Below are 23,620 nucleotides of genomic sequence, written 5' to 3' on the forward strand. Positions count from 1 at the left end.
TTCAACCTTTCAGAGGCGGGAAGCGGAAAGCGAACGCCGTTCGCGTGCGCCAGGGGCGCGAATAGGTCTCCAACCGGACGCCGTCGCCGTTGGTGGCGTGGATCATCCGGCCGTCGTCGATCAGGATCGCGCAATGTTTGGCGGGCCCGTTTGCGATCATGCGGAATAGAACGACGTCGCCGGCGGCGACCTGGTCGCGCGGGATCGCAATCAGCCACCGGCGCGCCGCCGCCGCGAGGGTCTCCTCCCCCGTGGCCTCGGCCCAATCGGGCGAATAGCGCGGCGGTTGCTCGGGCTCGTCGCCATAGAGCCCCCGCCAGACGCCGCGCACCAGGCCGAGGCAATCGCACCCGACGCCGCGCGCCGAGGCCTGGTGGTGGTAAGGTGTGCGATCCCACGTCAGGGCCTCGGCGACGACGGCGGCGGGGCTGATCACTTCGGCGCTAGACAACCCGAGACACCACGTCATTGCCCGGCATGTCGGGGAAGCCTCGGAAGTTGACGGCGTTCGCGAAGAGCTTGCAGCGGGCGAAGCTCTTGTCGCACCCGGCCGTCACGACGAAGGTGTCGCCGGCGACGATCGAGTTTGCCGGCGGCCGCCACAGTTCGAGATTGACGGTCGCCCCGACCAGGGCGTGAGAGCGCACCTCGAACGGTCGGCCGGCGTTCGCACCCGTCGACCAGACCAGGCGGCCGCGTGAGAACAGGTCGCCGGCGAAAGCGCCGAGGCCCGTCGCGGTCATCGTGCGGTCGTTGACCAGGGCCGCCACAGCGCCGACGCCGCGATAGGCGGCGGCGGTCACGTCGACCCCGCAACGGGTGTCGCCGAGATCCGCGTCGCACGGATATTGATAGGTCCGCAACTTCGGCTGATTGAACAGGTGCGCCAGGCTGCGAACCTCGGCCTCGAACGCCTGGCGGCCCCGGCGGATCTCGCCGAGGCTCCCCACGCGGATCAAGACGCGGGCGGCCACGTCCTGCCAATTCACGCGATAGACCTCGATCCCGGCACTATCATAAAGGCCGGCGAGGAGATCGGCCTCGACGATTCTGGCCGACGAGAGCGCGCCCTTCACGTCGACCGAGTCGACGTTGAGCCCGAGCTCCGAGCGCATCTCGCTCGCGGTGAACCCGGCCTCGGGCTCGAACGTCACGCCATCGAAGGTGAGCGGCCGATCATGGTCGGTAAAGCCCATCACCTGGCCGTCGGCGCGGGTGAGTTTCCAGCAATGGGCGATCGTCGTCGTCCCGGTCGTCAGGTGGTCCGCAAGCGCGATCGGGAGGGTCTTCATAGCTTGAGCTCGACCAGGGGGATTGAACCGATCTCGCCGGCGCGGAAGTGGTCGAGATCCACGTCGATCCGATCAGCGTCGAACCGCACGGGAACGTCGAACTCATAGCCGGCGGTGACGGCCTGGCCGGCGGTCGGCTTCGATCCGGTGACGAAGGTGACGACACCCGTCGTCACGTCGAGGCTGTAGTGGGTGCCGAGGGTCTTTTGCACGCCGGCGACGGCGACCTTCACCGACCCGGCCACGGGCTTGCGGATCTCGCGAACATAGGTCCGCGCGACGTCGCCATAGGTCTTCACCAGTTGGAAGGCCACCTTCGTCCCGTCGCCCGTGCCGATCGCCTGGTCGAGCGCCGTCGTGTTCTGCAACGGCGGACACGAGCGGTAGTCCGACCAATCCTTGAACCGGAACCCGTACAGCTTGGCGCGGCGGGCCTCGAAGAAGGCGACGACGGCGTGTAGCTCGTCGGCGGTTCGGATCCCGTAAGCGACGTCGTACCGCCGGCGCGACGAAGCCCAGGGCGAATTGCGCTCCTCGCGGCCGCTCCCGAGCTCGACAACGGACGTCCGTCGCTCGGGGCCGCCCTTGGATCCGCGCGAGACGTCGACGGGGAACTGTACCTCGTCAAAGGCCATGTCAGGTGTTCCTCATGCCGCGCTGCACCGCGCGAGCGACGGCGGTCTCGACCTGGCCCCGGCTCTGTTGGAAGCCGGCCAGGCCGCCCGCGCCGCTAAGATTGAAGGTGACGTTCACGCTCGGCCGGGCGCCGCCGCTGCCGTCGTCGCTTCCGCCGCCCGGCGTCTTCGAGACGCGGACCCGCTCGCCTGGTGAAACACGAAGGCCGAGCATCTTCGTATCGGTGCCGCCGACGCCAGGCACGACGAAGTCCGTCCCGTTCGCCGCGCCCGGCGCGGCCTTGAACATGCTGGAGAACCACGAGCTCGCGCCCTTGGCGATCGACATGAGCCCCGACCAGCCTCCCGAGGATCCGCCGCCGCCGCCGGACGCGCCGCCGGCCGAGCCGAGGATCTTGTCGAAAAGGCCGTCGAGGGCGTTTTCCATCGGCTTCGTGACGAAGCGTTCGAGGATCTTCGCCGAGATACTCTCGATCACGCTCGACCAGGAGTCGCGCAAGGCGTTTCCGGCCGAGCGGGATCCGCTCACCACTTGGGCGAAATTGGCGGCGACGTCGCGCGACAGATCCTTCGAGGCGGCGCGGAGATCATCGCGGAGCGTCGTCGTCTTTTCCTTGGCCTTGTCGGTTTCCTGGCCGACCCCTTTGATCCGCCCCTCGGCTTCCTTGTAGTCGTCCGACGAGATCAGCCCAGCGTCGAGGAGCCGGTTCAACTCGACTAGGGCGCCGATATAGTCTTCGGTCGCCTCGGTGAGGCGCACGAGCGCGTCGATGCGGCCTTGCGAGGCGGTCTCGAAGCCGCCGAACGTCCCGGCGAATTGGTTCTTCTCGAACTCGGACAGATCTTCCAGGGCGTGGCGGTAGTCCGACCACGATCCGGCGACCTGAGACCACATGCGCTCGGCCGAGTCATAGGCCGCCCGCTGCGCTTCGGTCATCCCGGCATAGATCGACGTCGCCCGTGCCGCCTCGGCGGCCGCCTGGTCGGCCAGCTTGGCGCGCACGGCCGCCGCGTCGACGGCGGCGATCGCGCCGTCGGCCTCAAGCTGATTGAGCTCGTCGAGCGCCATCGTGGCGCTCTCGGCCTTTTGCGCCAGGTCGAGCAAGGCGTCGGCCCGCGCGCGGCTCGCGGTCTCGAAGCCGCCGAACTTGGCGGCGTAGGTCGACCCTTCGAAGTCGGCGACGGCCTTGAGATTGGCGAGATAGAGTTCGAGCGGCGATCGGGTGGATTCGTAAAGACGCTCGGCCACGGTTTGCGCCTCGTCGACCCGCTCGCGGCCACGGCCACCGCCGCCGCCCCTCGGCTTAGGCTTGGGTTTGTCTTCGAGCGGGTCGTTCGTCACCTCGCCGGCGGGTTTGCCGCCGGCGACGGGCTTGGCCAGGCGCGCGGCGCGCTCGGCCTTGATCCGTTCGAGCGTTGAGATCTCGCCCTCAAGGCGGGTAATCCGGGCTTGGTTGGCGTCGTGGCCCGTCTGCCATTGGCCTTGCCACCGGGCGCGCTGGTCCTTGCTTCCGTTCGCGCCGATCCGGGTCAGGAAGTTATTGATCGGGTCGGCCTTCGGTTTGAAGATCCCGTCGAACACTTCCATGTCGTGCCGGAGCTTTTTGAGCTCCTTGCGCTTGCCATCGATCCCCCCGGTCCCGAGGTTCATGACGTCCATGAGCCGGTTTCCGAACTCGATCAGGTCGGGGATCGCGAGCGCGAGATCCTCGGCGAAGCCCGAGATTTGCGGGGCGGCCTTGATAAGGGCCGACGTCAATTGCATCCCGATGACCTGTTGCAGATCTTCAAGCCGCTTCTTGGCGTCAACGGCGTTGGCGATCAGCTTCTCGTCGAGGGTGATCCCGAGATCCTCGGCCCTTTGGCTGAACGTCCGAAGGCCAGCGTCGCCGGCGCTCAGCATGTCGACCAGATCCTTACCGGCGTCGCCGAACGCGGCAGTCGCCAGCGCGGTCCGCTTGTAAGGATCCTCGGTATCGCGAACGGCGTTCGCGAGCACGGCGATCGCCTCGCTCTGGGTCTTGGTCGCGCGGACCGCCGTGGCGAGCGCCGGATCGGTGTCACGAAGGTACTTGAGGAACGAGCCGGTCCCGGCGTGCGCCTGGCCGACGTTCTCTGAATATTTGGCGAGAGCCGCGTCGAGCTTGTCGAGGCCGTCGGTCTGCGACGCCGCGTAGCGAAGCCCGAGGAGTTCCTTTGTTGTGATCCCCGCCTTCGTCGCCGCGCCGTCGAGCGCGGCGGCCGTGTCGAGGGCTTTTTTCTCGGCTAGGATCAAGCCCGAGACCAGGAAGCCCACGCCGACGCCGGCGGCTTGAGCGACCTTGCCCCACCCCGCGCCGGCCTTGCCGGTGGCCTCGATCCCCTCTCGGGTCTTGTGGAACCGGTTATCAATGCCGAGGAGCTCGCGAGCGATCCCGCGAGCCCCGTCGGCCAGGCTCTTTCGAGCCGTTTGAATGTCATCCTTGAAGGCCGCCGAATTGGCGGAAAGATCGGCGACGAGCTCGCCAACGACGACGGTCAACGTCCCCTCCTAGTCTTGCGGAGCTTCCGCACGCCAGCGATCGCTCGGTCTTCGAGATCCGCTTCCCGCGCCTCCCGCTCTTCCAAATTCTCCAGCGCCGCCCATTCGCTGAGCTCGGCTGACGACATGCGCCGGCCAAGCTCACCGACCGTCATTCCGAGGTCGCGGGCGAGGTTGAAGAGGAAGCGTCGCGAGGGGCGCCTGAGGAGTTTTTTTCAGCGGCCGCGATCTCTTGCTTGCCGATCTTGTTCAGCTTCGAGGCGGCCACGGCCACCCGCTCGACAGCGTCCGCGTTCTTCGCGCCGAGGGCCTCGGCGTCGTCGGCGGTGAAGAGCGGGTTCAGGGCCTCGTCGACCGCCGTCATGACGACGAGATAGGCCCGCGTGTTGGCGGGAACCTCGCCGGCCGGGCTGGACCGAAGATAGTCCTCCCAGGCGTCGCGCTGCGCGGCGCTCATCATGGCGACGCGGACGCTTCCGCCCCATTCGGGAACCTCGACGTCGGCGAACTCGCGGTCGGCCGTTTCGAGGATCGCCGCCTTCGTAAGGATGACGACGGACATTAGGCCGTTGCCCGCGTCAGGGCGCCCGAGCCCGGCATGGACACGGACACGACGGCCAGGTCGCCGACCTTGCCCTCGATCGGGTTGTATTCCTTGAGCAGGGTCGAGCCCGTGAATTTCGGGTTCCCGGCGCCGACCGCCGAGTTCGTCGGCCGGCCCTCGAAGGCCAGCAGCGAGCCGACACCGTTAAACAGGATCGGGTCGAGGGTGGCGTAGTCCTGAACGAACGTCACCGTCACCGACCAATCCTTGAGACCGCCAAGGCGCTTCTTGAAGTCGCCGCCCATGGTGGTGTTGTCGAGTTCGTCGGCCGAGTAGTTCAGCGCCACGCTCTGGACAAAGGCGCTAACGTCGGTCCCGCCGATCGAGACGAACGCTTTCTTGAGTACCGTTTCGGCCATTGGCGAGGATCTCCTATGCGACGCCGAGGAAGAGCGCGACGACGGCTTGCGGCGTCGTGCCGGTGAGGGTGAAGGCGGCTCGGAACCAGGTCTCCGTCGTGCCGGCCGCGAACGATGACCAGGCCGCAAACGGCGCGGCCGCCGCGTTGACGACACCGAAGTCGATCCGCGTGGTTCCACCGCCGGCGAAGGCGTTCGTCGGGGCCGACTTGACCTCGACGTCGAGGGTCGCGCCGGCGGACATTGAAAGGATGTGGAGGCCCGCGAACAGACGCAGCGGCGCGGCCGGGGCCGGAAGCTGGATCCCGACGCCGGTCCCGTTGGCCGACACCGTCCGGTCGGCGGCGATCGCGCCGCGCACGAGTTCGCCGTCGGATACCGCGCCGAGGGAGAAGCCGGCCAGATCGCCGATCTTGCCGCCCCACGGACTATAGTCGCCGGCGAAGGCCTTGAGCCCATAGGCGAGCGCCCCCTCCCCTACGTCAGGCGCTCCGATCGTCACAATCTGGCCGGCGACGCCGAACGCCTGATCGAGGCCCGCGTCGAGATCAGCGTCAAAAAAGCCCTCGCACGATACGACGCCACTCTTGAGACCACCCCGGCGGACCTTGAAGCTATCGGCCAGGGACGTCCGGTCGAGCTCGTCAGCCGCGATCGACAGTGCGACGGCGTTCGCCTGCGTCTGCAGGGCACGGCCGTTCAGCCAGATCCGTTGATTCCGAAGAACGCTCTCGGCCATGTCAGGCGGTCCTCACGACGAGTTGGAACTCCAAGATCCTGCGAAGCAGATCGTCGGGGCCGCGCTCGGCGTCCCAATCGTCCCGCTCCCCTAGGAAGAAGGTCGTCTCGATTTGCGGAACTCCTGCCGAGGTCTCCCACCGGTTCAGGGCGTTCTTGACCCCCTGGCCGAGGAGCTCGATCTCGTCGAACGACTTGGACACGACGTCGACCTGTATGCGCGACCGCTCGATCTTGGTGTCGGCCGCCATCTTGCTTTCCCGGCCAGCGCTTCCGGCTGTCAGATAGACGACGTACGGCGCGGCCGCGCCTTGCTTGGCGCGGACCGGATAGACCCGCGCCCCCACGGCCGAGAGCCCGGCAAAGGTCGTCAGGCGCGTAAAGAGGAGCGAGCCGACGGTCGCCATGTCATCGCCTTTTCGGATGACGCGGGGCGGCGTGCTTCACGGCCTCCCGCTTTAGGTGGATGCGAATGCGCTGAATGAAGAGGTCGAGAACTTCGAGCTTCTTCACTTCCCAAGCGGGTCGGGCGAAGGGATAGGCGCGAGCCCCGGAGTGGTTGCGGTACTGGCGACGCCGGCGGCCACCGACATAGACCTTGGCGCCCTTGGTCCCGGCGACCGTGCCGAGCTCCAGATAGCGAGCCCAAAACACGCCGATACCCGCGCCAACACCGATTTTGACCTTGCGGGAAACCCCCGTCACCACGCTCCAGATACTCAGCAATCCTTTCGTGCGGCCGGTGCGAACCTGAACGCGGGATTGCATCTCGGCGAGCAACGGCTCGGCCGCGTCCATCATGGCCGCCTCCATGACGGAGGTCCCGGCCGCATCGCCGATGTTCTTCAAAGCGCGGTCGAGCTCGCGGACGCCATAGAGCGGAGTGCGGACGGTGCGGACCACTAGGCCGGCTCGCTCTCGCCGGTGAGGAGCAAGCCCTCGCGGCGGCCAAGCATCTGGATCCCGACGACGTCGAAGATCTCGCCGTCGTCGTCGATACGCATCTTTCGAACGACGCCGTCGAGATAGTAGATTTTGAATGTCGCGCGGCCGACGGCGGCGCGCTGATCTTGGCTCGCGCCCTCGTTTGCGACCAGGTCGGTTCGCTTCGCCCAAACCTCGGCGTAGCTCGACCAGGTCGACAACGGATCCCCGGTGGCCGACTGAGTTTCAGTGGCGACCAGGATCTTGATGAAGCGGTCTAGCTGTCCTGCCAGCATTGGAACACCTTGAAGGGCGAGGCCAAGGCCTGGACGGAGAGCGGAAGCTCCGAAACGATCGCGCCGACGACGACGGGCTCGCGGTTCGCATACCAACCGGCCGCGAGGATCTTCATCGCGTGCTTGAGTTGGGCGGGAACGTCGGCGGCCGTGCCGTACCCGCAAACGAACTCGATCCGCACCGCGTCGGGGCGATCGGCTGTCGAGGGGAAGACGGCGGTCGGGAGGAGCTCGATACGACCCGGCTCGGATCCGGTGTTGACGTAAAAGAGCGAGGGATCCGCCAGGCGCTCGACGAGGCCGGCGTCGAGGTAGCGAACGGCCGTCACCGACTGCAACGGCGGGAAAGGAAGATCGACGCCGCCGGCGGGAAACGCCGAAAGCGTGCGGATCCAGGTTTGCGTGAGAAGCGCACGGTTCAGCCAGCCGTCCCGCCCCTCGAAGTGGGCGGCGGCGGTGGCGATCAGGCCGTCAAGATAGGTGTCCTCAAGGGCGTGCGTGATCCGCAATTGAGCCTTGAGGTCCGCCGTGGTGACAGCCTGGCCGACCGGGGCGACCGTGCGCTTCAAACGCATCGCGGGTCGCCCTAGCCGTAGATGACTTGGGCGACCGACGTCGCGCCATAGTCGGACGCCGGCTCATAGCGACCGGCGTAACCGAACACCGTCGCGTCGATCAGCGAGGCGGCGACGCCGACCGTCACGGTCAAACGAAAGAACCCATAGTCGAGGGTGAGGTCGAGGTCCTCCTCACGAAGATTGATGATGGCTTGCTTGTTGTCGCCGGTGGCCTTGACGATTTGGGTGATCGACTTCCCGACGATGTCCTTAACGCCCGCGCCGGCCGCCGTGGTGGCCTGTTCGAGCCTGGCGTCAAGCGTCGCCGACGCACCGAGGACGCCGGTCTTGATGACCGCCGCGAAAGTCGCGAACTGAGAGGCTGAGATCCAGGGCGTCGACACCGCCCCGGCCCCTTGAGAAACCGGACCGATGACGCCGAGGACGGCGTTCGCGTCCGAGAAGAGCTTGTTCGACATGTGATGATCCTTCCGTTTGCCGCCGACCGGGTCGGGGGCCGGATGAAGAGGAGCCGGCGCGACCGGGACAGCCGCGCCGGCCGCGACCTAGGGACGGTTCGCGAGGGTGATGAAGTGGGACTTCTTGCCGCCGGTCGGCGTGGTCACAGGCTTCGACAGGTGCGGCTGGCCGCCCATACGGAAGGTCCAGCGGAACGCCGTCAGGGCCTGGTCGAAGTACAGGTGAATCGACTCGGCGAACTCGACGTTGTCGGACGAGCCGCCCCGGCGCGGGCTGTAATAGCCCTTCAGGTTGACGAAGCTGAGGTCGCCTTCGGTGCCGAGGGTCTTCGCCGATTCCGTCCAGATCACCGGGCGGCCGAGAATGTAGCCGCCGGGCGCGTCCTTCATCCCCGCGTTCGGCGGTGTGAAAACCGGGACGTTGCCGATCGTCAGGGCGATCAACTGCGGCAGGATCTCGGTGTTCGCGATCCACGCCATGGACGACATGTCGCCGCTTACCAGCATCGCCGCGAACATGTTGGCGATGTTGCTGACTGTGATCGTCTTCGCAGCCTGGCCGGCGTCCTTGGCGATCGTCAGCTTCGCCGGGGCGGTCATGAAGCCCAGAGGTTTCCCGGCGCCGTTGGCGTTGATGACCGAATCCTCAGCCTTCCAGCGGATCGCCTGGCCGGACTTGCGGGTCAGGCGATCGCGGAGGCGCGGGCCATCGGCCAGCAGCTCCGAAGTGGCCGTAACGAAGGCGTACAGTTCATGGACCTTCACCACACGATTGTCGGTGTCGGCCTTCGAACCGTTCATCGCCTGCGCTTCGCCGCGCCAGTAGGCTTGAACGCCCGTCGCGCCCCACGGCGTCGACTCATCCGCGCCGATCTCGACGGAGCTCCCGCCCGTCTCTTCATAGTCGACCATCCCGAGTAAGCCCGAGGTGTCGAATGCCAACTCGAACAGTTGGTCGCGGAACGCAGGCGGGACGACGAAGCCCTCGCCGGCTGAGCCCGAACCACGGTTGAAGGTCGACGGGCCAGCGAGGCGGTCGTCGAAATTGGCGCCCGTAGTCTGGTCGATCACCGCGCGAGCGAACTCGGTCGTCGACTTGAAGCCATAGGTTCGGGAAGGGTCGAGCTCGCCCACGGTGCGGCCCGCCTCAAACGCCGGGACCTGGCCGCGCGTGCGGTCCTGGCCTTCGGTCGCGGCGCGACCGCCGGTGGAGGTCGAACCGAAAGCGGCGGCCCGGCGACGGCTGGCCTCGATCCGACCCTCTTCGGCGCGGATCTCTTCGTTCACGCCCTCGATTTCGCTGGCGAGGCTGTCGCACTCGCCGGCCAGGGTTTGAAGACGCGCATCTTCATCGGCCGTACGGGTGGCCTTGGCTTCGAGTCCGTCGGCGTCCTTGGCCTTGGCGCGGCCCTGGCCTTGTAGGGAGGCCAGCCGGTCGCGGAGCTCTTTGAGTTTCTGAGACATGCTGTCCCTTCTCCAATTGGACCAGGTTGGAATGGTCGCAGCCGCCGCCCGGTCCCCCGGCGGCCGCGAAGGGGTTAGACGCCGGCGAACGCCATTCGCGCGGACCGCGACACGCCGCGCGTCGAGCCGCGACCCGCGAGGCCGGCGATCACCTCGTCGAGGGTGGCGATCCGGTCGACCAGGCCGGCGGCGAGCGCGGCGTCGGCCGAGAGCGAGCGGCCGAGCGCCGGGATCTCGCGAACGGCGTTCGCGTCCATGCGGCGGTTACGGGCGATGGCGTCGATAAACGCCGTGTCGGTTTCGTCGACTTGCGCTTGATTGAAGGCCTTCGCCTCTTCCGGCATGGCCTCATAAGGGTTGTTCCACCCCTTGGACGGCCGCGAGACAAAGACGCTCGCGGCGATCCCGTCCTTCGCGAACATTTCGGCGTAGCTCATGCAGATCCGCATGACGCCGACGCATCCCGTCATCGACGACGGCGAGGCGACCACCTCGTGAGCGCCCGAACAAATCCAGTAACAGGCCGAGGCCATGCGGGTGTCAGAGACGGCGACGATCTTCTTTTTCGCGCGGACGGCGAAGACGGCGTCGGCCGCCTCTTGGACCCGGTCGACCAGGCCACCGGGGCTGTCGGCGAGAATGACGATCGAGTCGACGGACTGATCGTCGGCCGCCTCGCGGAGCCGCGAGAGGAATTGATCGAGGCCGGTCCCGGCCCAACTTGCGCGGGGAAGGATCATCCCGATCAACGGAACGATCGCCACGGTCCCCGAGACCCGCGCCGCGCCAATTTGGGCCGAGGCCCGCGAGCCGGCCTCGCCGGCGCTCAACATTTCCTGGTCGATCGCCCACAGTCCGGGCGACAGCGGCAACGCGTGCATAGGCGGCGAACTCCCTTGTTCGCCCCCTAGTCCTCCCGTTTCGTCCTTCGGTTTTCTGTCGACGCCAAAGGGCGACAGACGCGATGTACGCCTAGTACCATGTTCGCAGGGTCCCTAAGCGGCTGAACCGCCGAGAACAGCTCTAGAGATTTTCATAGATCTAAGTCTAAGGCGCTTTTGAGTTAGCTATTATGAACTCTGTGAGCAAATCTACGTCCGTATAGGGAGTTTGCCCACCATCTTGCTGCCGCCTTTCACGTAAACGTTTAGAGCGTATACAAGCATCAGCGTAACCGTCTTTTAGTTCTCTATAGCTAATTTCTTTACCTTTTTTCTTATCATAATTCGGAGCAACTTTTTCGAAGCTTGACTGCATCTTGTGTCTATCTAGAGGAGCGTCAAACTCCTGCAAGTGCAGAATTCCCCATAGCTCAAAGCATGGATCTGAATAGGCGACGCCAATGCCATGGACCCTGGCTTCTTCTAACGCTTCCTTCCTTCTAGGATGCTCGTCGCAATCAAAAACTACCCAAACTTTGTCATTCGGAGAGTAATTCTTTCTATCCGATCGCATCTCTTTAATCCGACGCCGTGCCTCATCGACCATAGTCTTAGGAGCACCCTGAGCTCCGAAAACTTCGACACTCAACAATCGAGAACCATGTTCTTCGATGAATTCTTCAAAATACCTGGGCTCTGTGTTTTTGCCTTCGCACAATATAAGCAAGCGCGCAAAAGTATCCCGCACCGCAGCTTTGCGGCCCAAGCTAGGAGTTGTAAATGTCTTACGGGGCACGATTAATGCTCCGACTTGACGTAATCAATTTTGCCTCGAAGGTAAGGCACCGCTCCAAACCTACCGGACAAATATTGGCGCTCTATATTGTCAGTATTTCGAGTTCTGAACTCTGAAAGCGGAAACACGCGAGTTTCGCCTCGGTTCGATTTTTCGCAGAACCAAATCTGATCCCTCCGCAAAAATGCGGAGCTAATCAAATGTGTATCATGCGTAGTGGCGATCAGTTGCGCACCAAGAGGGTTTGTTTTCTTAGAAGCAAAAAGAGATAGAATTTCGTCAACAATCAACGGATGAAGGCTGACATCAATCTCATCTATACATAGCATTGTGCCTGCGTCTAACGCCTTGAACACCTCGTCCATCATGCTAATGAGCCGTATAGTGCCGCGACTTTCATCGCCGAGTGGAAGCTCGACGACTTCGCCATCCCCAGCCATATGCCCGAGGAAAACTTCACTCATCGGCGAGTCAAAATCCACTTCAGGGACGTCTGAACCAGATTCAGAGGCGACCTCTTTCATCGCCCTATAGATACCTTCGATCATTTTTCTTGACGAAGGATCACGTTCACGAGTTTTTACCTTACAAGTCACGATACCTGTATCGGCGAATTTCAGAAAATTAGTAACCCGCTTATCAACCCCCCCCGTCAGTTCGCTCTCCACCCGCTCCACTTCAAATCCAGCGCCTAAGCCCTGCCAGTTGTCTTCAAAATATTTGAATATCGGTGTCAGCATTTCATGCGATCCTTGCGCAGCTGCTGACAAGAACAGCGCGTTCGGCCGAACTATACTTTCAATAGACTTGTTATTTCCACGCAGAGATTTGCCAAATGTCAGGCCATTTTCGTCGCGCGTGAAGAGCATCCTCCTTCGCCCATCGGGAAAAGAAAAAAGCCACTCACTTAAATACTTCACATCATCAAACTCAAAACCGTAGTGATATCGGACGTCACCAATAATAACGTCACAATCAAAACGAGTAGGTTTTGAATAGCTATCAGGGCTTAACTTGAAAACATGCCGTAGAATTTGATGACCCGGCTTACGATCAGCGAAGGATCCCTCAATGTGGCTGCGCAACCTTCTAATTGCCTGATAGATGTTTGTCTTTCCGGACGCATTTGCGCCATACAGGATACAGATCGGGACGACCTGATCACGAATGGCCGAGCTCTCGATCAGGTCCGAACCCTTGTCCTTGATTGCCCCCGAGGCGATTAAGGAAATCTCGGTGTACCCTTTGATCGAATAGTAATTTTCGACGCCAAACCGCAGCAGCATCCCGATACCCTCATCTTTCCGTCCGTCTTACGCCAATTTTTGCAAAAATCTTGTAAATTTTTAGCCAGAATGAAGGCGGTCTCACCAACAGAGAGTGCAATTCGTCTGAGCGGATCCTTCGGCCAGTCCACTCCCAAAGGCCGACAAAAGAGGGCGTAACGCAGCCCATCCGTAGAGCGTGCGCTAGGGAGCTATCAGCTTCGCGGCGATGGAAGGCGATTGTTGCCGTCGCTTAGTGTCTGGCGGTGTGCCGCTCTCGAGCGAAACTCTAGACCGACGGTCGCCAGATCCTCGATTTTGGGTCCCGTTGCGCCCCGGCTTGCCCTTCCCTGCCGGAATCATATTTAGCGGGAAGCCGTACACGTCCCCGCCAGGGACCGGGTTCTTATCATCCATGCGCCGAATATCGTTCACGCTCAGCCATCCGGCGTGGAAGGCGATAGCCCATGCCTCATAGCGGCTCTTCAAATCGCCGTAGCGGACCGGGTCGAGGTTGTGTTTCGCGTAAAAGCGGCGGCGGGCGACGATCAGGTCCCGCGAAATCGTCTTCTCAAACAGGACGCAACGCGGCTGATAGGCCTGCGTGACTAGGTCGATCGCCTGTTGCTCGATGTTGGTGAAAGTCGCCTTGTCCAACAATCCTACTGCGTGAGGCGGTAGGCCCCATAGCTGGACGATCTCGAACTTCACCTCGCGCGCGGTTTCGAGGAATTGCGCTTCGTTGTGCTTCACCGACGTCGAATGGAACGTCGCCTTAAAGGGGAAAACGAACTCGCGGTGCGCGTTGAATCCCGTCCGATCCTTGCGGAAGATGTCGAGGAATTTGGCGTATTGCTCCTCGTTCTTGGGCGGAATGTCAGGGAAGATCAGTCCGCCGCCCATGCCAGAGTTGCGGAAGAACGAGCCCGAATAGCGGACAATCGAGATCGCCTTCGCCAAGGTGTCGGATGCGAGCTCCCACATGGGTATCGGCGTGATCCCGTCCGACCGGTAGGGCGGCCGACGCATGGACATGACTTCGGTGTGATGCAGGACGCGGCGCGGGCGGCCGTTGTGCGCGCGGATCTCGAACCAGAGTTGACGATCAGGAGCCCGGAACGGCTTGACGTACTCCGGGTCGAGACGTTCCAGGGTGTCGACTGCGCCGCGAGGGCCCGGAATGATCTCGGCATAGGCCGCGTTCCAGAGCTCGAAATCCCACCACCAGGAGAAGCGGAACTCGGGGGCGGTCTGTTCGTCGTTCGTCACGTCGTCGAGGAGATCGGCGATAGGGTGATCCGGCGCGGCGAACCGGCCGTCGGACCGCTTTTCCATCATGTCGAGCGGGAGGGTCGAGAGCGAGAGCGCGATCCGGTAGATCACCGCCGCGACCGTCTGGACGCTTCCCGCAAGCTCGGGCGTCATTCGGACGCCGGCGGCCCCGACGGATCCGCCTGGCCCCCAATATCGCGGATCGAGTTCGCGGGGTTCGGTCGTTTCACCGGCCAGGCTACGCACCGCACCGGCGACGCGATCTAGGAACCGGGGGCCGCTCACGCGCGCCCCCCATAACCGGCCGGGAGCACCCAACCCGGCGCTCCCTCGGGCGGGTTCAACGCGAGCCCGGTCGCCATGACCAACGTCATGACGCCGTCGACACGCAACGTCCGCGACGCCTTGTACGGCATGTAATTTTCCTTGTCGTCGACCCGAACGGACACGTTCTCGGCCATCCACGCCGTTATCGGGTTTCCGCCGTGTTGCAGGTCGCCGGACACGACCAGGGCCTCGAAGTCCTTGGACGGACCCGAATAACTCCTCATCCCCTGGCGAAACTCGACGACGTCGAAGCCGCGCGTCATGAGCTTTTGCTCGATCCCGGCCGCGTTCCACGGGTCGACCGCGATCGCCTCGATCTCGAACCCGCGATCGCGTTGCTCCTCGATCGTCGCCAGGACGACGTCATAGTCGACGCGGGTGCCAGGCGTCGGGATCAAGAACCCGCGCCTGGCCCAATCCTCATAGGGCGCGCGGTCGACGCGCGAGCGCCGCTCGATCCCCTTCTCGGGGCAGAAATACCAGGCAAGGGTTTTCCAACTCTCGCCCTCGGCCTCGGGCGGGAAGAGCAGCGTAAAGGCGGTCAGGTCGGTTTTGCTCGACAGGTCCAGCGCCGCGAAGCACGGCCGGCCGATCAATTCCTCAGGGTCGATCGGCGCGGCGCCCGCATCCCATAGGCCGCCCTCAAACCACCGATTGACGGCCGCGATCCAGAGGTTGCAGCGCTTGCGCTGAAACTCGGCCTGAGCGGACGGGAGGTGTTCGGCTTCCTTGGCCTGGCGGATCAACTCGTCCAGCGAGATCGAGACGCCGAGGTTCGGGTTCGCTTTGACGTAGCAGGCCGGATCTCGCCAATCGTCGAGCTCGTCGATTTGGGCGACGTAGGCGAACCAGGCGTCGTCCTCGATCAGCCCCTCAAGCACCTTCACCGAATACTCGTGCTTTTCGAGGCAGATCGAGTTCACGCCGTGAACGTGGCCGGCCGTGGTGATGATCCAGATAAGTTGCTGCAGCCGCGCCCCAACCGCCGAGGCGATGACGTCCCAAAGGTCGCGGTTCTTGTGGGCGTGGAGCTCGTCGACGACGACGAAGTGAGGGTTGAGGCCGTCGAGGGTCGAGGCGTCCGAGGCAAGCGGCCGATATTCCGAGAAGCTGTTCATATGGCGAATGACGTTCGCCGACGCCTTGAACTTCCGCGACAGGAACGACGAGGTCGCGACCATGCGGCGCGATTCGTTGAACACGACGCGAGCCTGGTCGCGCTTCGTTGCGGCCGAGAACACTTGAGCGGCCGCCTCCCCGTCCGGGCCGAGGCAGTTGAGCGCGACGCCGCTGAGCATCGCCGACTTGCCGTTCTTCCGGCCGACAGACGAATAGACCCACCGGAACCGCCGCGCGCCGTCGGCCCGCTTCCAACCGAACACGGATCCGATGACGAACATTTGCCACGGCGACAGCGCGAACGGCTTCCCGGCGAACGGGCCTTGCGTGTGTTTCAGCCGGGCGAAGAACCTGAACAGGCGGCGGGCGGCCTCGGCATCGAACCAGAGACCGCGCTCTTTCCCGAACTGCATGTCGCGGAGGTGGCGCTCACACGCCAGGCGCACGAGGCGGCCGGTCGGATAGTAGCCTTCAACGACAGCCATCGCGTAGGCGGTGACTTCGTCGAGGGCCTCAAGCCTGGTCGTTCGACGGGCCAAGGCCCCACCCGTCGCCATCGTCGCCGAAGAGGTCCCCTTGCAACCCGCCCGACAGACGAAGCCGCGCGACGGGCGTCGCGCCGTAGTCGGCCGCGAGCGACGAGATCATGCGGTTCACGAGGTTGAGTTGCGCGACCTCGGGCCGGGTCTTGAACTGGATCCCGTTACGACCGACGGTCTTATAGCTCCAATCGGTCTTGATCTTGTCGCGGAGATCCTCGCGGTCGGCGCATAGCTCCGCGAGCTCGGCCAACTGGATCGCGTCGACGTCCTGCAACAGGCTGGCCGCCGCGCACCATCCGGTCAGGGCGTGCCAATACTTCAACGCCAGCGGCCGCGCCGCGACGCGGTCCGGCGGCTCGATCGTGACCTTCGCCCTCCCCTCGGCCGCCTTCTCGGCGACATAGGCGGCCGGCGCGTTCTCGATCAGCGTGAGGAAGCTCGGCTTTCGTCCTGCGCTCATAACCCCAAACCCCCGGCCCGAGCCCCGTAAAGAGGCCGCCGCACGGGAGAGCGTTTTCATTTATCGGTTTTCGAAATCGCTGCTATTTTCAGATCCTCGAACCGAGGGGCTTTCCGGTTCAATTTCCATTCTGCACCGAGAGACTTCCTCCGCCGGTCCTAAGCGGTTGGACCCCCTCGATTTTGCCCCCCCCCACCTCCGGCGCTGCCTCGGGGTCAAGTGTGATCGGATCGCACCTGTCGCTTTTCGGTCGGGTCACGTCCCGCGAGGTCGAGGGCCGCGCGGGATCCAGCGCGGCGGGACGCCGGCGGGCTTGGGCTCGGCACGCGCCGGGCCTGACCATCCGAGCTCGCCCGCCGTCTTGCGAGAATGGCAGGGCCGGCAAAGCGACTGGACGTTCTCGGGATCCAGGCGAAGCGGATCGTCAACGCCGTCGAACGGGATGACGTGGTCGACGTGCTCGGCCGCCACCGACAGGCCGCCCGCCTCGCACTCGCAACAGAGCGGATGCTCGCGGATCCAGGCGTCGCGGAACTCGTACCAGGTGGCGTCATAGCCCCGCTTCCACGCCGAGGCGCGGCGTGCATCGGCCTCGGCCTTGCGCGCGGCGCGCGGCCTCCAGCCTGGCGGGCGGAACTGGCGGGGCGCATCACCCACCTTGGCGGCCAGGTTCGCCGGCGCTGCAACGGCCAAGGCCACGCGTTGCGGTCTCGTTGCGCTCCCGTTTCAGATAAAGCATTGAGCCTCTTATCCTTTTAGATCTCTCTCAAGTCGCAACAGTGAAACAAGGGATTACACATGGGGCGCGTGCATGGGCGCGCATGTGGAGCGGCGGCCTAGATCCCGTTGCGCGTGACCGCGATCGCGATTAGCCGAGCGAGCTCAGTGGGTTATCTGCAACAGCGCCGCAACGCCACCGCAACCAACGGCAACAGGCGAACGGGTTTCGTTGCGTTCCCCGACCCTTTCCGCCCGGAAAACCAACCCGGCGACGGGCAGGAACGCCGACGAACGGCGTTCGCGGGCGGCGGTTTCTATTCATAGGATCGGGGGTCCGGGTCGGGGTCGGGAAATGGATGGCGAGAGGAAGAGGGTTCGGGCTTCGGATCCTCATCGTCGTCGGCCTGGTCGACGACGGTCTCTAGCGGGACCAGGACAGCGCGGGAGGCCACGCCAGCAAACCGAAGGGTCCCCCAACATTCCACGGCGCCAGGCGCGCGGGACAGCGCTTGAACCCACGGCCCTTTCAGTCCCGCGCGCCCGGCCCACTTGCTCTTTTCGAAAATGGTCGCGGTGCCTCGGTGAGACCAGGCGACAGCCAGGAACCGCTTTTCCTTGCCGTTGGGATGGTTCTCGGTCGGGTGGATAAAGATCTTGATCCCCGACCGCTCTAGGTCCCGCTGCATGGAATCACGGGAGCCCATGCCCCGGAACGTGTTGGCGTTGGCGTCCTTGATCGCCTCGGCGATCAGCCGGCGCTCGCCCGACCGGAAGGCGTCGATCGTCGCGCTCAAGACGTGGTCGCAGCACTGTCGCCAGTTGGGGACCTTGCGGGTCTCCGAGAGCCTGGCGGGATGCAAGAGCTCGGCATCGGCCGCGAGCTCCTCCTCCGAAGGCAGGACGTCGCACTTCATGACGTGGGCGATCGCCAGCAGCGTCCCGAACTGGTCGGCGTTGCGGTGCGAATGGCCGACGCCCATGAGCGCCTGACGATAGACGGCGATCGTCTCGCCCACCTGGCGGAACCGATCCATGAGCCGCCGGCGCAGCTTGTGGCCGAGGTGCGCCCACGGGGCGGCGGCCTCGGTGTCTAGCGGCGGGTTGTCCGACGAGAGCTCGCGGAGCTCCAGGATCGCCATGCGCGATATGTCCTGGTTCTCCAGCGGCGGGAGAAGGATCGAGCCGAGGATGAAGGACGAGTTCAGAATGAAGAGCTTGGCCTCGTGGTCCGAGGACCCGCGCACGCTGAGGCCGCCGCTATAGGCGGACCGGGCGAGCTCGACCATCGCCTGAAGCTTGGAATTGTCCTCGCGGGTCTCGGACTCGTCGAGGAGAACCGGGACGCTGTCGCGGCCGAGGAGTTGGGCGATTCCCCGAGGCGTCGCGTCGGTGGTGCAGATCACCGCCCGGTCGAACATATGCTCGGTGATCTTGATGAGCGCGCTCTTGCCCGTGCCTTCGTCACCCGTGACCCACGCAATCGGCCGGACCTTGAGCGCCCCGCCGATCATCCCGGCCCCGATCGCACCAAGATAGAGGCGCGCGTCGAGATCCCGATGCTTGCGAAGCCAATTCCAGGTTCGGAGCGTCTCGAAGAGATCCTCGCCGTATCCGGGTTCGGGCGTCTCCTTGTCGTCGACCGGCCAGCCCACGGGCTCGGCCGCCGAGTAGATATGTCGGCCGATCACGCCGGGCCGCTGAGGGACGCCGGCGACGAAGACCATGTCGCCGCAATGAACGATGAGCTCGCCGGCGGCCCCGAGCCAAGCCCCGCGTCCGCGCATCCGCTTGATCGGGTTGAAGACGCCGTTCTTCGCCGTGGCGTGGGCGCACGCGGTCATGAGCGCTATCGCCAGGTTCTGACTGTCGAACCGGGCCTCGCCCTTCTTCTTGATCGCGCGCGGGAACTTTTTGAACGCCCATCCGGCCTGGGTGCCGAACATGGAAATCAGGGCGTTCGCCTGGTGCTTGGAGGCCGCCAGGCCGAGAACGATCCGGTCGGCCGTGAGATAGAAGTGTGTCTCGCCGTCCTCGCCCTTTCCGAGGGGAACGACCGGGCCGCCGGCCGGGAGGTGCGGCGCGAGATCGAACGTCTCGTCGTCGCCAGATCCGCCACCGGATCCGCCGCCGGATCCGCCGCCACCGCCGAACGGTGGTTCGTCGTCGTCACCCTCAGCGCCCTCGACCGCGTCGACGACGCCGGTGAAGTCATAGATCTTAGCGGTCAAGCTGACCCCCTCGGAACTGAGTGAGGCGCATAGCCTCGTGAGCGGCGATCGCGGCTTCTGCGATCTCGAATTGACGGGGGGTGGTCACGGCGACGGCCTCGCGAACCAGGCTGTCAAACAGCCGGCGGGCGTCGGCGATGCGGCCGAGGAGCACGAGGGCGTAAAGGCCGACGAGGCAGGTCGCGCCAGGATCTTCGGATCGGAGCTCGAACACCGTCGTCGGGTGTGGGGCCACGGCGCGGAGATCCTCGGCCGCCTGTCGATGCTCGACCAGGTCGACCAGGTTGTCAGGGTGCCCCTCGGCGACGAGGCCCGAGACCTGTTCGGCGTGCCACGCGGCGAGTGTGAGGATCCGTCGGCGAAGGCCGACGCGGGCGTCGCTATCCATCCTCGCCATTCTGCGAACTCCCATAGTTGAGTTGATCGTTGAGATCCTTCCCTGCCGCCGCTCGGGCGAGCAGGACCCGCCGGCCTTGGCCTTTGAAGGCTTCGGACGCGGCCTTGATCGCCAGCGACGTAGCCTCGTTCTCCCCGTCGTTGTCGGCGGCCAGGATCACCGTCGAGCAAGCGGCCGGGAGATTGACGTTCCGCATGTTGGCGAGGCTGATCGCGCACAGGATCCGGGGCGCGCGTTCGGGGGCGGTCAGGTGGAAGGCCAAGGCCGCCGTCAAGGCGTCCTCAAGGCCCTCGGTGATGAGGACGCGATCGCCGGCCGGTGCGGCGTTCATCGGGCGACCGGACATGCCGCGCCAGATGTTGGCGGCCCCGCCGCGATACGACGAATAGGCCTTCTTCGCGTCGGCGATCGGCGCTTTCGACCAGGTGCCTCCGATCTCAGCCAGGAAGGTTCGGTGAATGGTGACGAACCCCGTTCGTTCGGGCGTCCAGCGGGTCACGGCCGCGATGAGCGCCGGGAGCTCGGACTTCGTCTCAGGCTCGAATAGGCGAGGATGAAACCGCAGCGCGCCAGGCTGTCGGCCGAGGCGCTGGACGTCGACGCCTCGCGCCTTGAGGTACTCGCCGGCGGGCGTCCCGGTGATGAGTGGTTGCGCCTCCAGGAAGCGGGCTTGAGCGCGGCCGCGCGCCTTCTCGGCCCTGGCGTCCTCGATCTCCCGCTCGGTAGCCTTGACCGCCTCGGGAAGCGCCGGCCGGACCTGGCGCGGGCCGGCGGTTTGGAAGTTGAGGAAGTCGATCAGCCACGGGAGCGCCTTCTTGCGGCCGGCCCGCATGTCGCCGAGGCCGAGGCGATAGGCGACGAGGTCATAGATCCCGCCGGTCTCGCCGGTGGCAAAGTCCGTCCAGCCGCCAACCCGGCTCCCCGTCGTGTAGATGCAGAACGAGCCGGGACGCTTGTCGGCGCGGGTGAGGTTGAGCGGGGCATAGATCCCGCTCGATCGGGCGTCTTCGAGGTTCCCGTTCGGGAAGAGCTCGCGGGCAATGTCGAGGGTCCGGCCCTTGGCCTCGTCGATCAGGCGATCGAAGTCGAGCGGCGGGCGTTCGTCACGCGGGTTCATGCCGCGCCCCTTTTCCGATCGAAAGCCTCGACGGCGCGGCGAAGGACAGGATCGAAGGCGGCCAGGCGGCGGGCGGCCTCGGACGGTATGCGGTCCTCGGGCCGGATCTCGGGGTCGGGGTTGCGACGTAACGGCAAGCCGAGGCGATACGCCTTGCCAAACACGGCGGCCTTGCCATCACGGCCGAGGCCGAGGCGTTCGGCAATCACCGCGCCGCTAAAGCCCTCGTGCCAAAGCGTCTTGAGGCCAGTGATCCGGTCCTCGGTCCAAATCCCGCCGTCGGTGGCCGGCGTCTCGGCCGCCGGCATCGTGCGCGCGGCGCGAACTGCGTACTTGGCGTCGTCGGCCAGAGCCCAGCCTCGGCCGTGACGGGTCTCGATCAGGATCGAGTAGCGCGCGAGCTTCTTGCGAAGCCGGCAAATGTGAATGTCGAGAACCTTCGCCTCGGGCGGCTCGCGCCCATGCGACAGGCTGTAAAGGTGCGCCATCAGCGCCTCGCGCGTCGCAACCTTGCGGGCGAGGAGAACTTGAAGGACGCCGATTTCAGTCTTCGTTAGCCGCCAGGCCGGCGGCGGCTCGAAGTGATCCTCGGCGATCGCAGCCTCAAGCTCGGCAATGCGCGCGTACAGGAACTCGAAGAAATCTTCGATGTCCTGACGTCCGCCGACGACGAATGAGGCCGCGACCTGGTTCATGACGCGGGCGCCGTGAACCTGAGATAGTAGCCAGCGACGCGGACCTTCCCGCCGGTGAAGTTCGAGCCGACCGCCGTCAATCGGACGGGCGTATTCGAATAGACAGCCGTCGGGCCGATGACGCCGACATTGGTCGATCCGAGCCCGATCCCGAGGGATCCGCCGAACTTCGAGGTGTCGCCGACGATGCCGCAATTGAAAGACGTCGCGCCGGTGACGGCCTGCGTCGTGCGGACCCCAACGCAGAGCATTACCGCGCGATCAGGGAAAAAGGCCGTCGTGTCGGTGAACGCGCCGGCGAGCGTGACCTCTTGCTCGAAGGCCCCGATCCCGCACATGCCACCGGACGCGGTAAGCGCGAGGACGTCGCCAAAGCGGAGCCAGGCCCCGCCCGTATAGACGAACAGGCTATCGTCGGCGTCCGACCAGGCGAGGAAGCCCTCGCGCGGGTCGAGGAACGACCAGGCCCCGCCCTCGAAGAACGCCACGTCGAGGGCGCGGCCCGCCCAAGCACCGGTCGGGGCCGAGCCGACGATATAGCGGTCGCCCTCGGCCGGCGACGCCGGGGCGACGTTGAGGCCCCGGCTCTTGACGGAAAGCTGAGTGACGGCGTCGAGAAGCCGAAGCGCCTCATTCACCGTCACATGCTTTTGCGCCTGCGACGCTGCGAGGTACGGCAAGCCGATGTTGGGCGAGCCGGCCACTACTGCACCGAGCCGAGGATTTCGAAGGACGAGCGCTCCTCGCCAAGGCGATAGGCCAGTCGCACCGGCGGGTCATGGCGGGCGACCGCCACGACGAGGCGGTCGCCGATTGCATAGGCCGGCGCGTGGGCGTCGAGGATCCGCTCGAAGCTGTCCTCGATTGTGTCGGCCGACCAGCCCATCCCCACGGCAGAGCGCGCAGCGAACCAGGTCGCGCCGGGGCCGACCTCGCCCTCGATCGACCAGGCCGAGGCGGTTCGCGTGGCGATGACGTCGGGAAGCAACGTCATAACCAAAGCGTCGAACTCCTCGTCGCCGTCGACCTCGCGGCCGGGACCTTCCTCGGCCAAGCCCGTCGCCAGCCAGCCCGCCCACGCAGCCAGGGTCGGGGCGCACGGAAGGCCTTCGTCGCTGTAGTCGGTGAGGAAATAGATCGTCTCGCCGGGGGCGGTGGCTGGCTGCAGAAGGAAGGTCTCGACCGCGTCGCTGCGCGCGAACGACACGGTAAGATCCTCGCTCGACGACAGGCCAACGCCGACGAAGGGCGGGGTCTCGTCGAGCGGTCCGGCGTAACCGTCGACGAAGCCGGCGGCGGCGAGTTGCCAATTCTCAAGCGACCAGGCTTCCCCGGCGGGGGTGGCTTGACTCTGGTCGGGAACGACAACGGCCACGCCGTCGCCGAGCGCCGCCCTGAGCGCCGCCGCTGTTTCGGCCCCCTCAGTGACGAGAACGGGCGAAGTCGACGGCGCGACAGGATCAACGGCCGGCGCGGGGGCGCGGGCCTTCTTGGGCTTAGTCATGGCTTGCCTTTCGGGTGGTTAGAGTGCGGAAGCTGAGGCTCAGCAGCGCGTCGACCAGCGCGCGGCCGATCAGGCTATCGAGCGCGATGTTGCAGTCGGCCGGATCGCGCCCGAGGGCGTCGGCCGCGTCGTCCAGGCTCCCGCCGTCGGCCATCACGGCGCGCAGGGCCACCAGACCCGCGAGGGTCCAGGGCCGCGCCGGCGGCGAATGGCGCTCGCCGGCTCTCACCGGGGCGGCCCGAGGCGGCGGGCGAAGCCGAGGCAACCCGCGCCGTTGCGCTCGAAGGCGGCGGCGATCGCGTCCCTCTCGCCCTCGCGGGCGGACTTGTGCGCCTTGGCCTCGGCCCAAGTGCATTTCGAGCGGCCGCGCGCGGCGTCGACCGTGACGAACTCGCATTGATCGCAGGATTTTTGTGTCATGCCCCCGC

General features: G+C 65.2%; 28 protein-coding genes. All 28 read right to left on the reverse strand.

Annotated features, from left to right (window positions below; genetic code table 11):
* Nucleotide 1: 1 nt before the first annotated feature.
* Complete coding sequence (locus ACN2C7_RS10920; RefSeq protein ID WP_419316962.1) at nt 2-436, reverse strand: NlpC/P60 family protein; 435 nt, start codon at nt 434-436, stop codon at nt 2-4.
* Between the two features lie 7 nt (nt 437-443).
* The gene (locus ACN2C7_RS10925; RefSeq protein ID WP_419316963.1) at nt 444-1,292 is read right to left on the reverse strand and encodes a DUF2163 domain-containing protein; all 849 of its coding nucleotides are present in this window, start codon (nt 1,290-1,292) and stop codon (nt 444-446) included.
* Entirely contained in the window at nt 1,289-1,927 is a 639-nt protein-coding gene (locus tag ACN2C7_RS10930; RefSeq protein WP_419316964.1) for a phage distal tail protein, Rcc01695 family, read from the reverse strand. The genes ACN2C7_RS10925 and ACN2C7_RS10930 overlap by 4 nt, the downstream gene beginning before the upstream one ends.
* A 1-nt stretch (nt 1,928) precedes the next feature.
* Nucleotides 1,929-4,448: a hypothetical protein gene (locus ACN2C7_RS10935; RefSeq protein WP_419316965.1), complete on the reverse strand. Its 2,520-nt coding sequence runs from the start codon at nt 4,446-4,448 to the stop codon at nt 1,929-1,931.
* Nucleotides 4,449-4,599: 151 nt separating this feature from the next.
* Nucleotides 4,600-5,010 (reverse strand): hypothetical protein, encoded by a 411-nt coding sequence (locus tag ACN2C7_RS10940; RefSeq protein ID WP_419316966.1) that lies wholly within the window; start codon nt 5,008-5,010, stop codon nt 4,600-4,602.
* A complete protein-coding gene (locus ACN2C7_RS10945; protein ID WP_419316968.1) occupies nt 5,010-5,411 on the reverse strand; it encodes a hypothetical protein in 402 nt (133 codons plus the stop codon). The genes ACN2C7_RS10940 and ACN2C7_RS10945 overlap by 1 nt, the downstream gene beginning before the upstream one ends.
* Nucleotides 5,412-5,424: 13 nt before the next feature.
* Nucleotides 5,425-6,150 carry a hypothetical protein gene (locus ACN2C7_RS10950; protein WP_419316970.1) on the reverse strand — a complete coding sequence of 242 codons (726 nt, stop codon included), beginning with the start codon at nt 6,148-6,150 and terminating at the stop codon, nt 5,425-5,427.
* 1 nt (nt 6,151) lies between these two features.
* Nucleotides 6,152-6,556: a tail completion protein gp17 gene (gene gp17 / locus ACN2C7_RS10955; protein ID WP_419316971.1), complete on the reverse strand. Its 405-nt coding sequence runs from the start codon at nt 6,554-6,556 to the stop codon at nt 6,152-6,154.
* A 1-nt stretch (nt 6,557) separates the two neighbouring features.
* A complete protein-coding gene (locus tag ACN2C7_RS10960) occupies nt 6,558-7,052 on the reverse strand; it encodes an HK97 gp10 family phage protein (protein ID WP_419316972.1) in 495 nt (164 codons plus the stop codon).
* Nucleotides 7,052-7,369: a phage head closure protein gene (locus ACN2C7_RS10965; RefSeq protein WP_419316973.1), complete on the reverse strand. Its 318-nt coding sequence runs from the start codon at nt 7,367-7,369 to the stop codon at nt 7,052-7,054. Before ACN2C7_RS10965 ends, ACN2C7_RS10960 begins: the two co-directional genes overlap by 1 nt.
* Nucleotides 7,351-7,944, reverse strand: a complete 594-nt coding sequence (locus ACN2C7_RS10970) for a head-tail connector protein (RefSeq protein WP_419316974.1) — start codon at nt 7,942-7,944, stop codon at nt 7,351-7,353. Before ACN2C7_RS10970 ends, ACN2C7_RS10965 begins: the two co-directional genes overlap by 19 nt.
* 11 nt (nt 7,945-7,955) lie before the next feature.
* Nucleotides 7,956-8,405, reverse strand: coding sequence for a hypothetical protein (locus tag ACN2C7_RS10975; RefSeq protein WP_419316977.1), 450 nt, complete (start codon nt 8,403-8,405; stop codon nt 7,956-7,958).
* An 87-nt stretch (nt 8,406-8,492) separates the two neighbouring features.
* Nucleotides 8,493-9,869, reverse strand: a complete 1,377-nt coding sequence (locus ACN2C7_RS10980; RefSeq protein ID WP_419316979.1) for a phage major capsid protein — start codon at nt 9,867-9,869, stop codon at nt 8,493-8,495.
* 74 nt (nt 9,870-9,943) lie between these two features.
* The gene (locus tag ACN2C7_RS10985) at nt 9,944-10,699 is read right to left on the reverse strand and encodes a S49 family peptidase (RefSeq protein WP_419316980.1); all 756 of its coding nucleotides are present in this window, start codon (nt 10,697-10,699) and stop codon (nt 9,944-9,946) included.
* A 217-nt stretch (nt 10,700-10,916) separates the two neighbouring features.
* Complete coding sequence (locus ACN2C7_RS10990) at nt 10,917-11,546, reverse strand: RloB family protein (RefSeq protein ID WP_419316981.1); 630 nt, start codon at nt 11,544-11,546, stop codon at nt 10,917-10,919.
* A 2-nt stretch (nt 11,547-11,548) separates the two neighbouring features.
* The gene (locus tag ACN2C7_RS10995; RefSeq protein ID WP_419316982.1) at nt 11,549-12,832 is read right to left on the reverse strand and encodes an AAA family ATPase; all 1,284 of its coding nucleotides are present in this window, start codon (nt 12,830-12,832) and stop codon (nt 11,549-11,551) included.
* A gap of 183 nt (nt 12,833-13,015) precedes the next feature.
* On the reverse strand, nt 13,016-14,236 hold the full coding sequence (locus ACN2C7_RS11000) for a phage portal protein (protein ID WP_419316983.1): 1,221 nt from the start codon (nt 14,234-14,236) through the stop codon (nt 13,016-13,018).
* 128 nt (nt 14,237-14,364) lie between these two features.
* Nucleotides 14,365-16,068, reverse strand: coding sequence for a terminase large subunit (locus tag ACN2C7_RS11005; RefSeq protein WP_419316984.1), 1,704 nt, complete (start codon nt 16,066-16,068; stop codon nt 14,365-14,367).
* The gene (locus tag ACN2C7_RS11010) at nt 16,043-16,531 is read right to left on the reverse strand and encodes a P27 family phage terminase small subunit (protein WP_419316985.1); all 489 of its coding nucleotides are present in this window, start codon (nt 16,529-16,531) and stop codon (nt 16,043-16,045) included. The genes ACN2C7_RS11005 and ACN2C7_RS11010 overlap by 26 nt, the downstream gene beginning before the upstream one ends.
* A 255-nt stretch (nt 16,532-16,786) precedes the next feature.
* Nucleotides 16,787-17,230 (reverse strand): HNH endonuclease, encoded by a 444-nt coding sequence (locus ACN2C7_RS11015; RefSeq protein ID WP_419316987.1) that lies wholly within the window; start codon nt 17,228-17,230, stop codon nt 16,787-16,789.
* 335 nt (nt 17,231-17,565) lie between these two features.
* Nucleotides 17,566-19,479, reverse strand: a complete 1,914-nt coding sequence (locus ACN2C7_RS11020) for a hypothetical protein (protein WP_419316988.1) — start codon at nt 19,477-19,479, stop codon at nt 17,566-17,568.
* Nucleotides 19,469-19,876 (reverse strand): hypothetical protein, encoded by a 408-nt coding sequence (locus ACN2C7_RS11025; protein WP_419316990.1) that lies wholly within the window; start codon nt 19,874-19,876, stop codon nt 19,469-19,471. Before ACN2C7_RS11025 ends, ACN2C7_RS11020 begins: the two co-directional genes overlap by 11 nt.
* On the reverse strand, nt 19,860-20,993 hold the full coding sequence (locus ACN2C7_RS11030; RefSeq protein WP_419316992.1) for a DUF7146 domain-containing protein: 1,134 nt from the start codon (nt 20,991-20,993) through the stop codon (nt 19,860-19,862). The genes ACN2C7_RS11025 and ACN2C7_RS11030 overlap by 17 nt, the downstream gene beginning before the upstream one ends.
* A complete protein-coding gene (locus tag ACN2C7_RS11035) occupies nt 20,990-21,688 on the reverse strand; it encodes a winged helix-turn-helix domain-containing protein (RefSeq protein WP_419316993.1) in 699 nt (232 codons plus the stop codon). The genes ACN2C7_RS11030 and ACN2C7_RS11035 overlap by 4 nt, the downstream gene beginning before the upstream one ends.
* On the reverse strand, nt 21,685-22,392 hold the full coding sequence (locus ACN2C7_RS11040) for a DUF2793 domain-containing protein (RefSeq protein WP_419316994.1): 708 nt from the start codon (nt 22,390-22,392) through the stop codon (nt 21,685-21,687). The genes ACN2C7_RS11035 and ACN2C7_RS11040 overlap by 4 nt, the downstream gene beginning before the upstream one ends.
* On the reverse strand, nt 22,392-23,192 hold the full coding sequence (locus ACN2C7_RS11045) for a hypothetical protein (protein WP_419316996.1): 801 nt from the start codon (nt 23,190-23,192) through the stop codon (nt 22,392-22,394). The genes ACN2C7_RS11040 and ACN2C7_RS11045 overlap by 1 nt, the downstream gene beginning before the upstream one ends.
* Entirely contained in the window at nt 23,185-23,421 is a 237-nt protein-coding gene (locus ACN2C7_RS11050; protein WP_419316997.1) for a hypothetical protein, read from the reverse strand. Before ACN2C7_RS11050 ends, ACN2C7_RS11045 begins: the two co-directional genes overlap by 8 nt.
* Complete coding sequence (locus tag ACN2C7_RS11055) at nt 23,418-23,612, reverse strand: hypothetical protein (protein ID WP_419316998.1); 195 nt, start codon at nt 23,610-23,612, stop codon at nt 23,418-23,420. The genes ACN2C7_RS11050 and ACN2C7_RS11055 overlap by 4 nt, the downstream gene beginning before the upstream one ends.
* Between the last annotated feature and the right edge of the window lie 8 nt (nt 23,613-23,620).

Origin of the sequence: Caulobacter sp. ErkDOM-E, assembly GCF_048541895.1 — a bacterium.
In the GTDB taxonomy this organism is placed as follows: domain Bacteria; phylum Pseudomonadota; class Alphaproteobacteria; order Caulobacterales; family Caulobacteraceae; genus Caulobacter.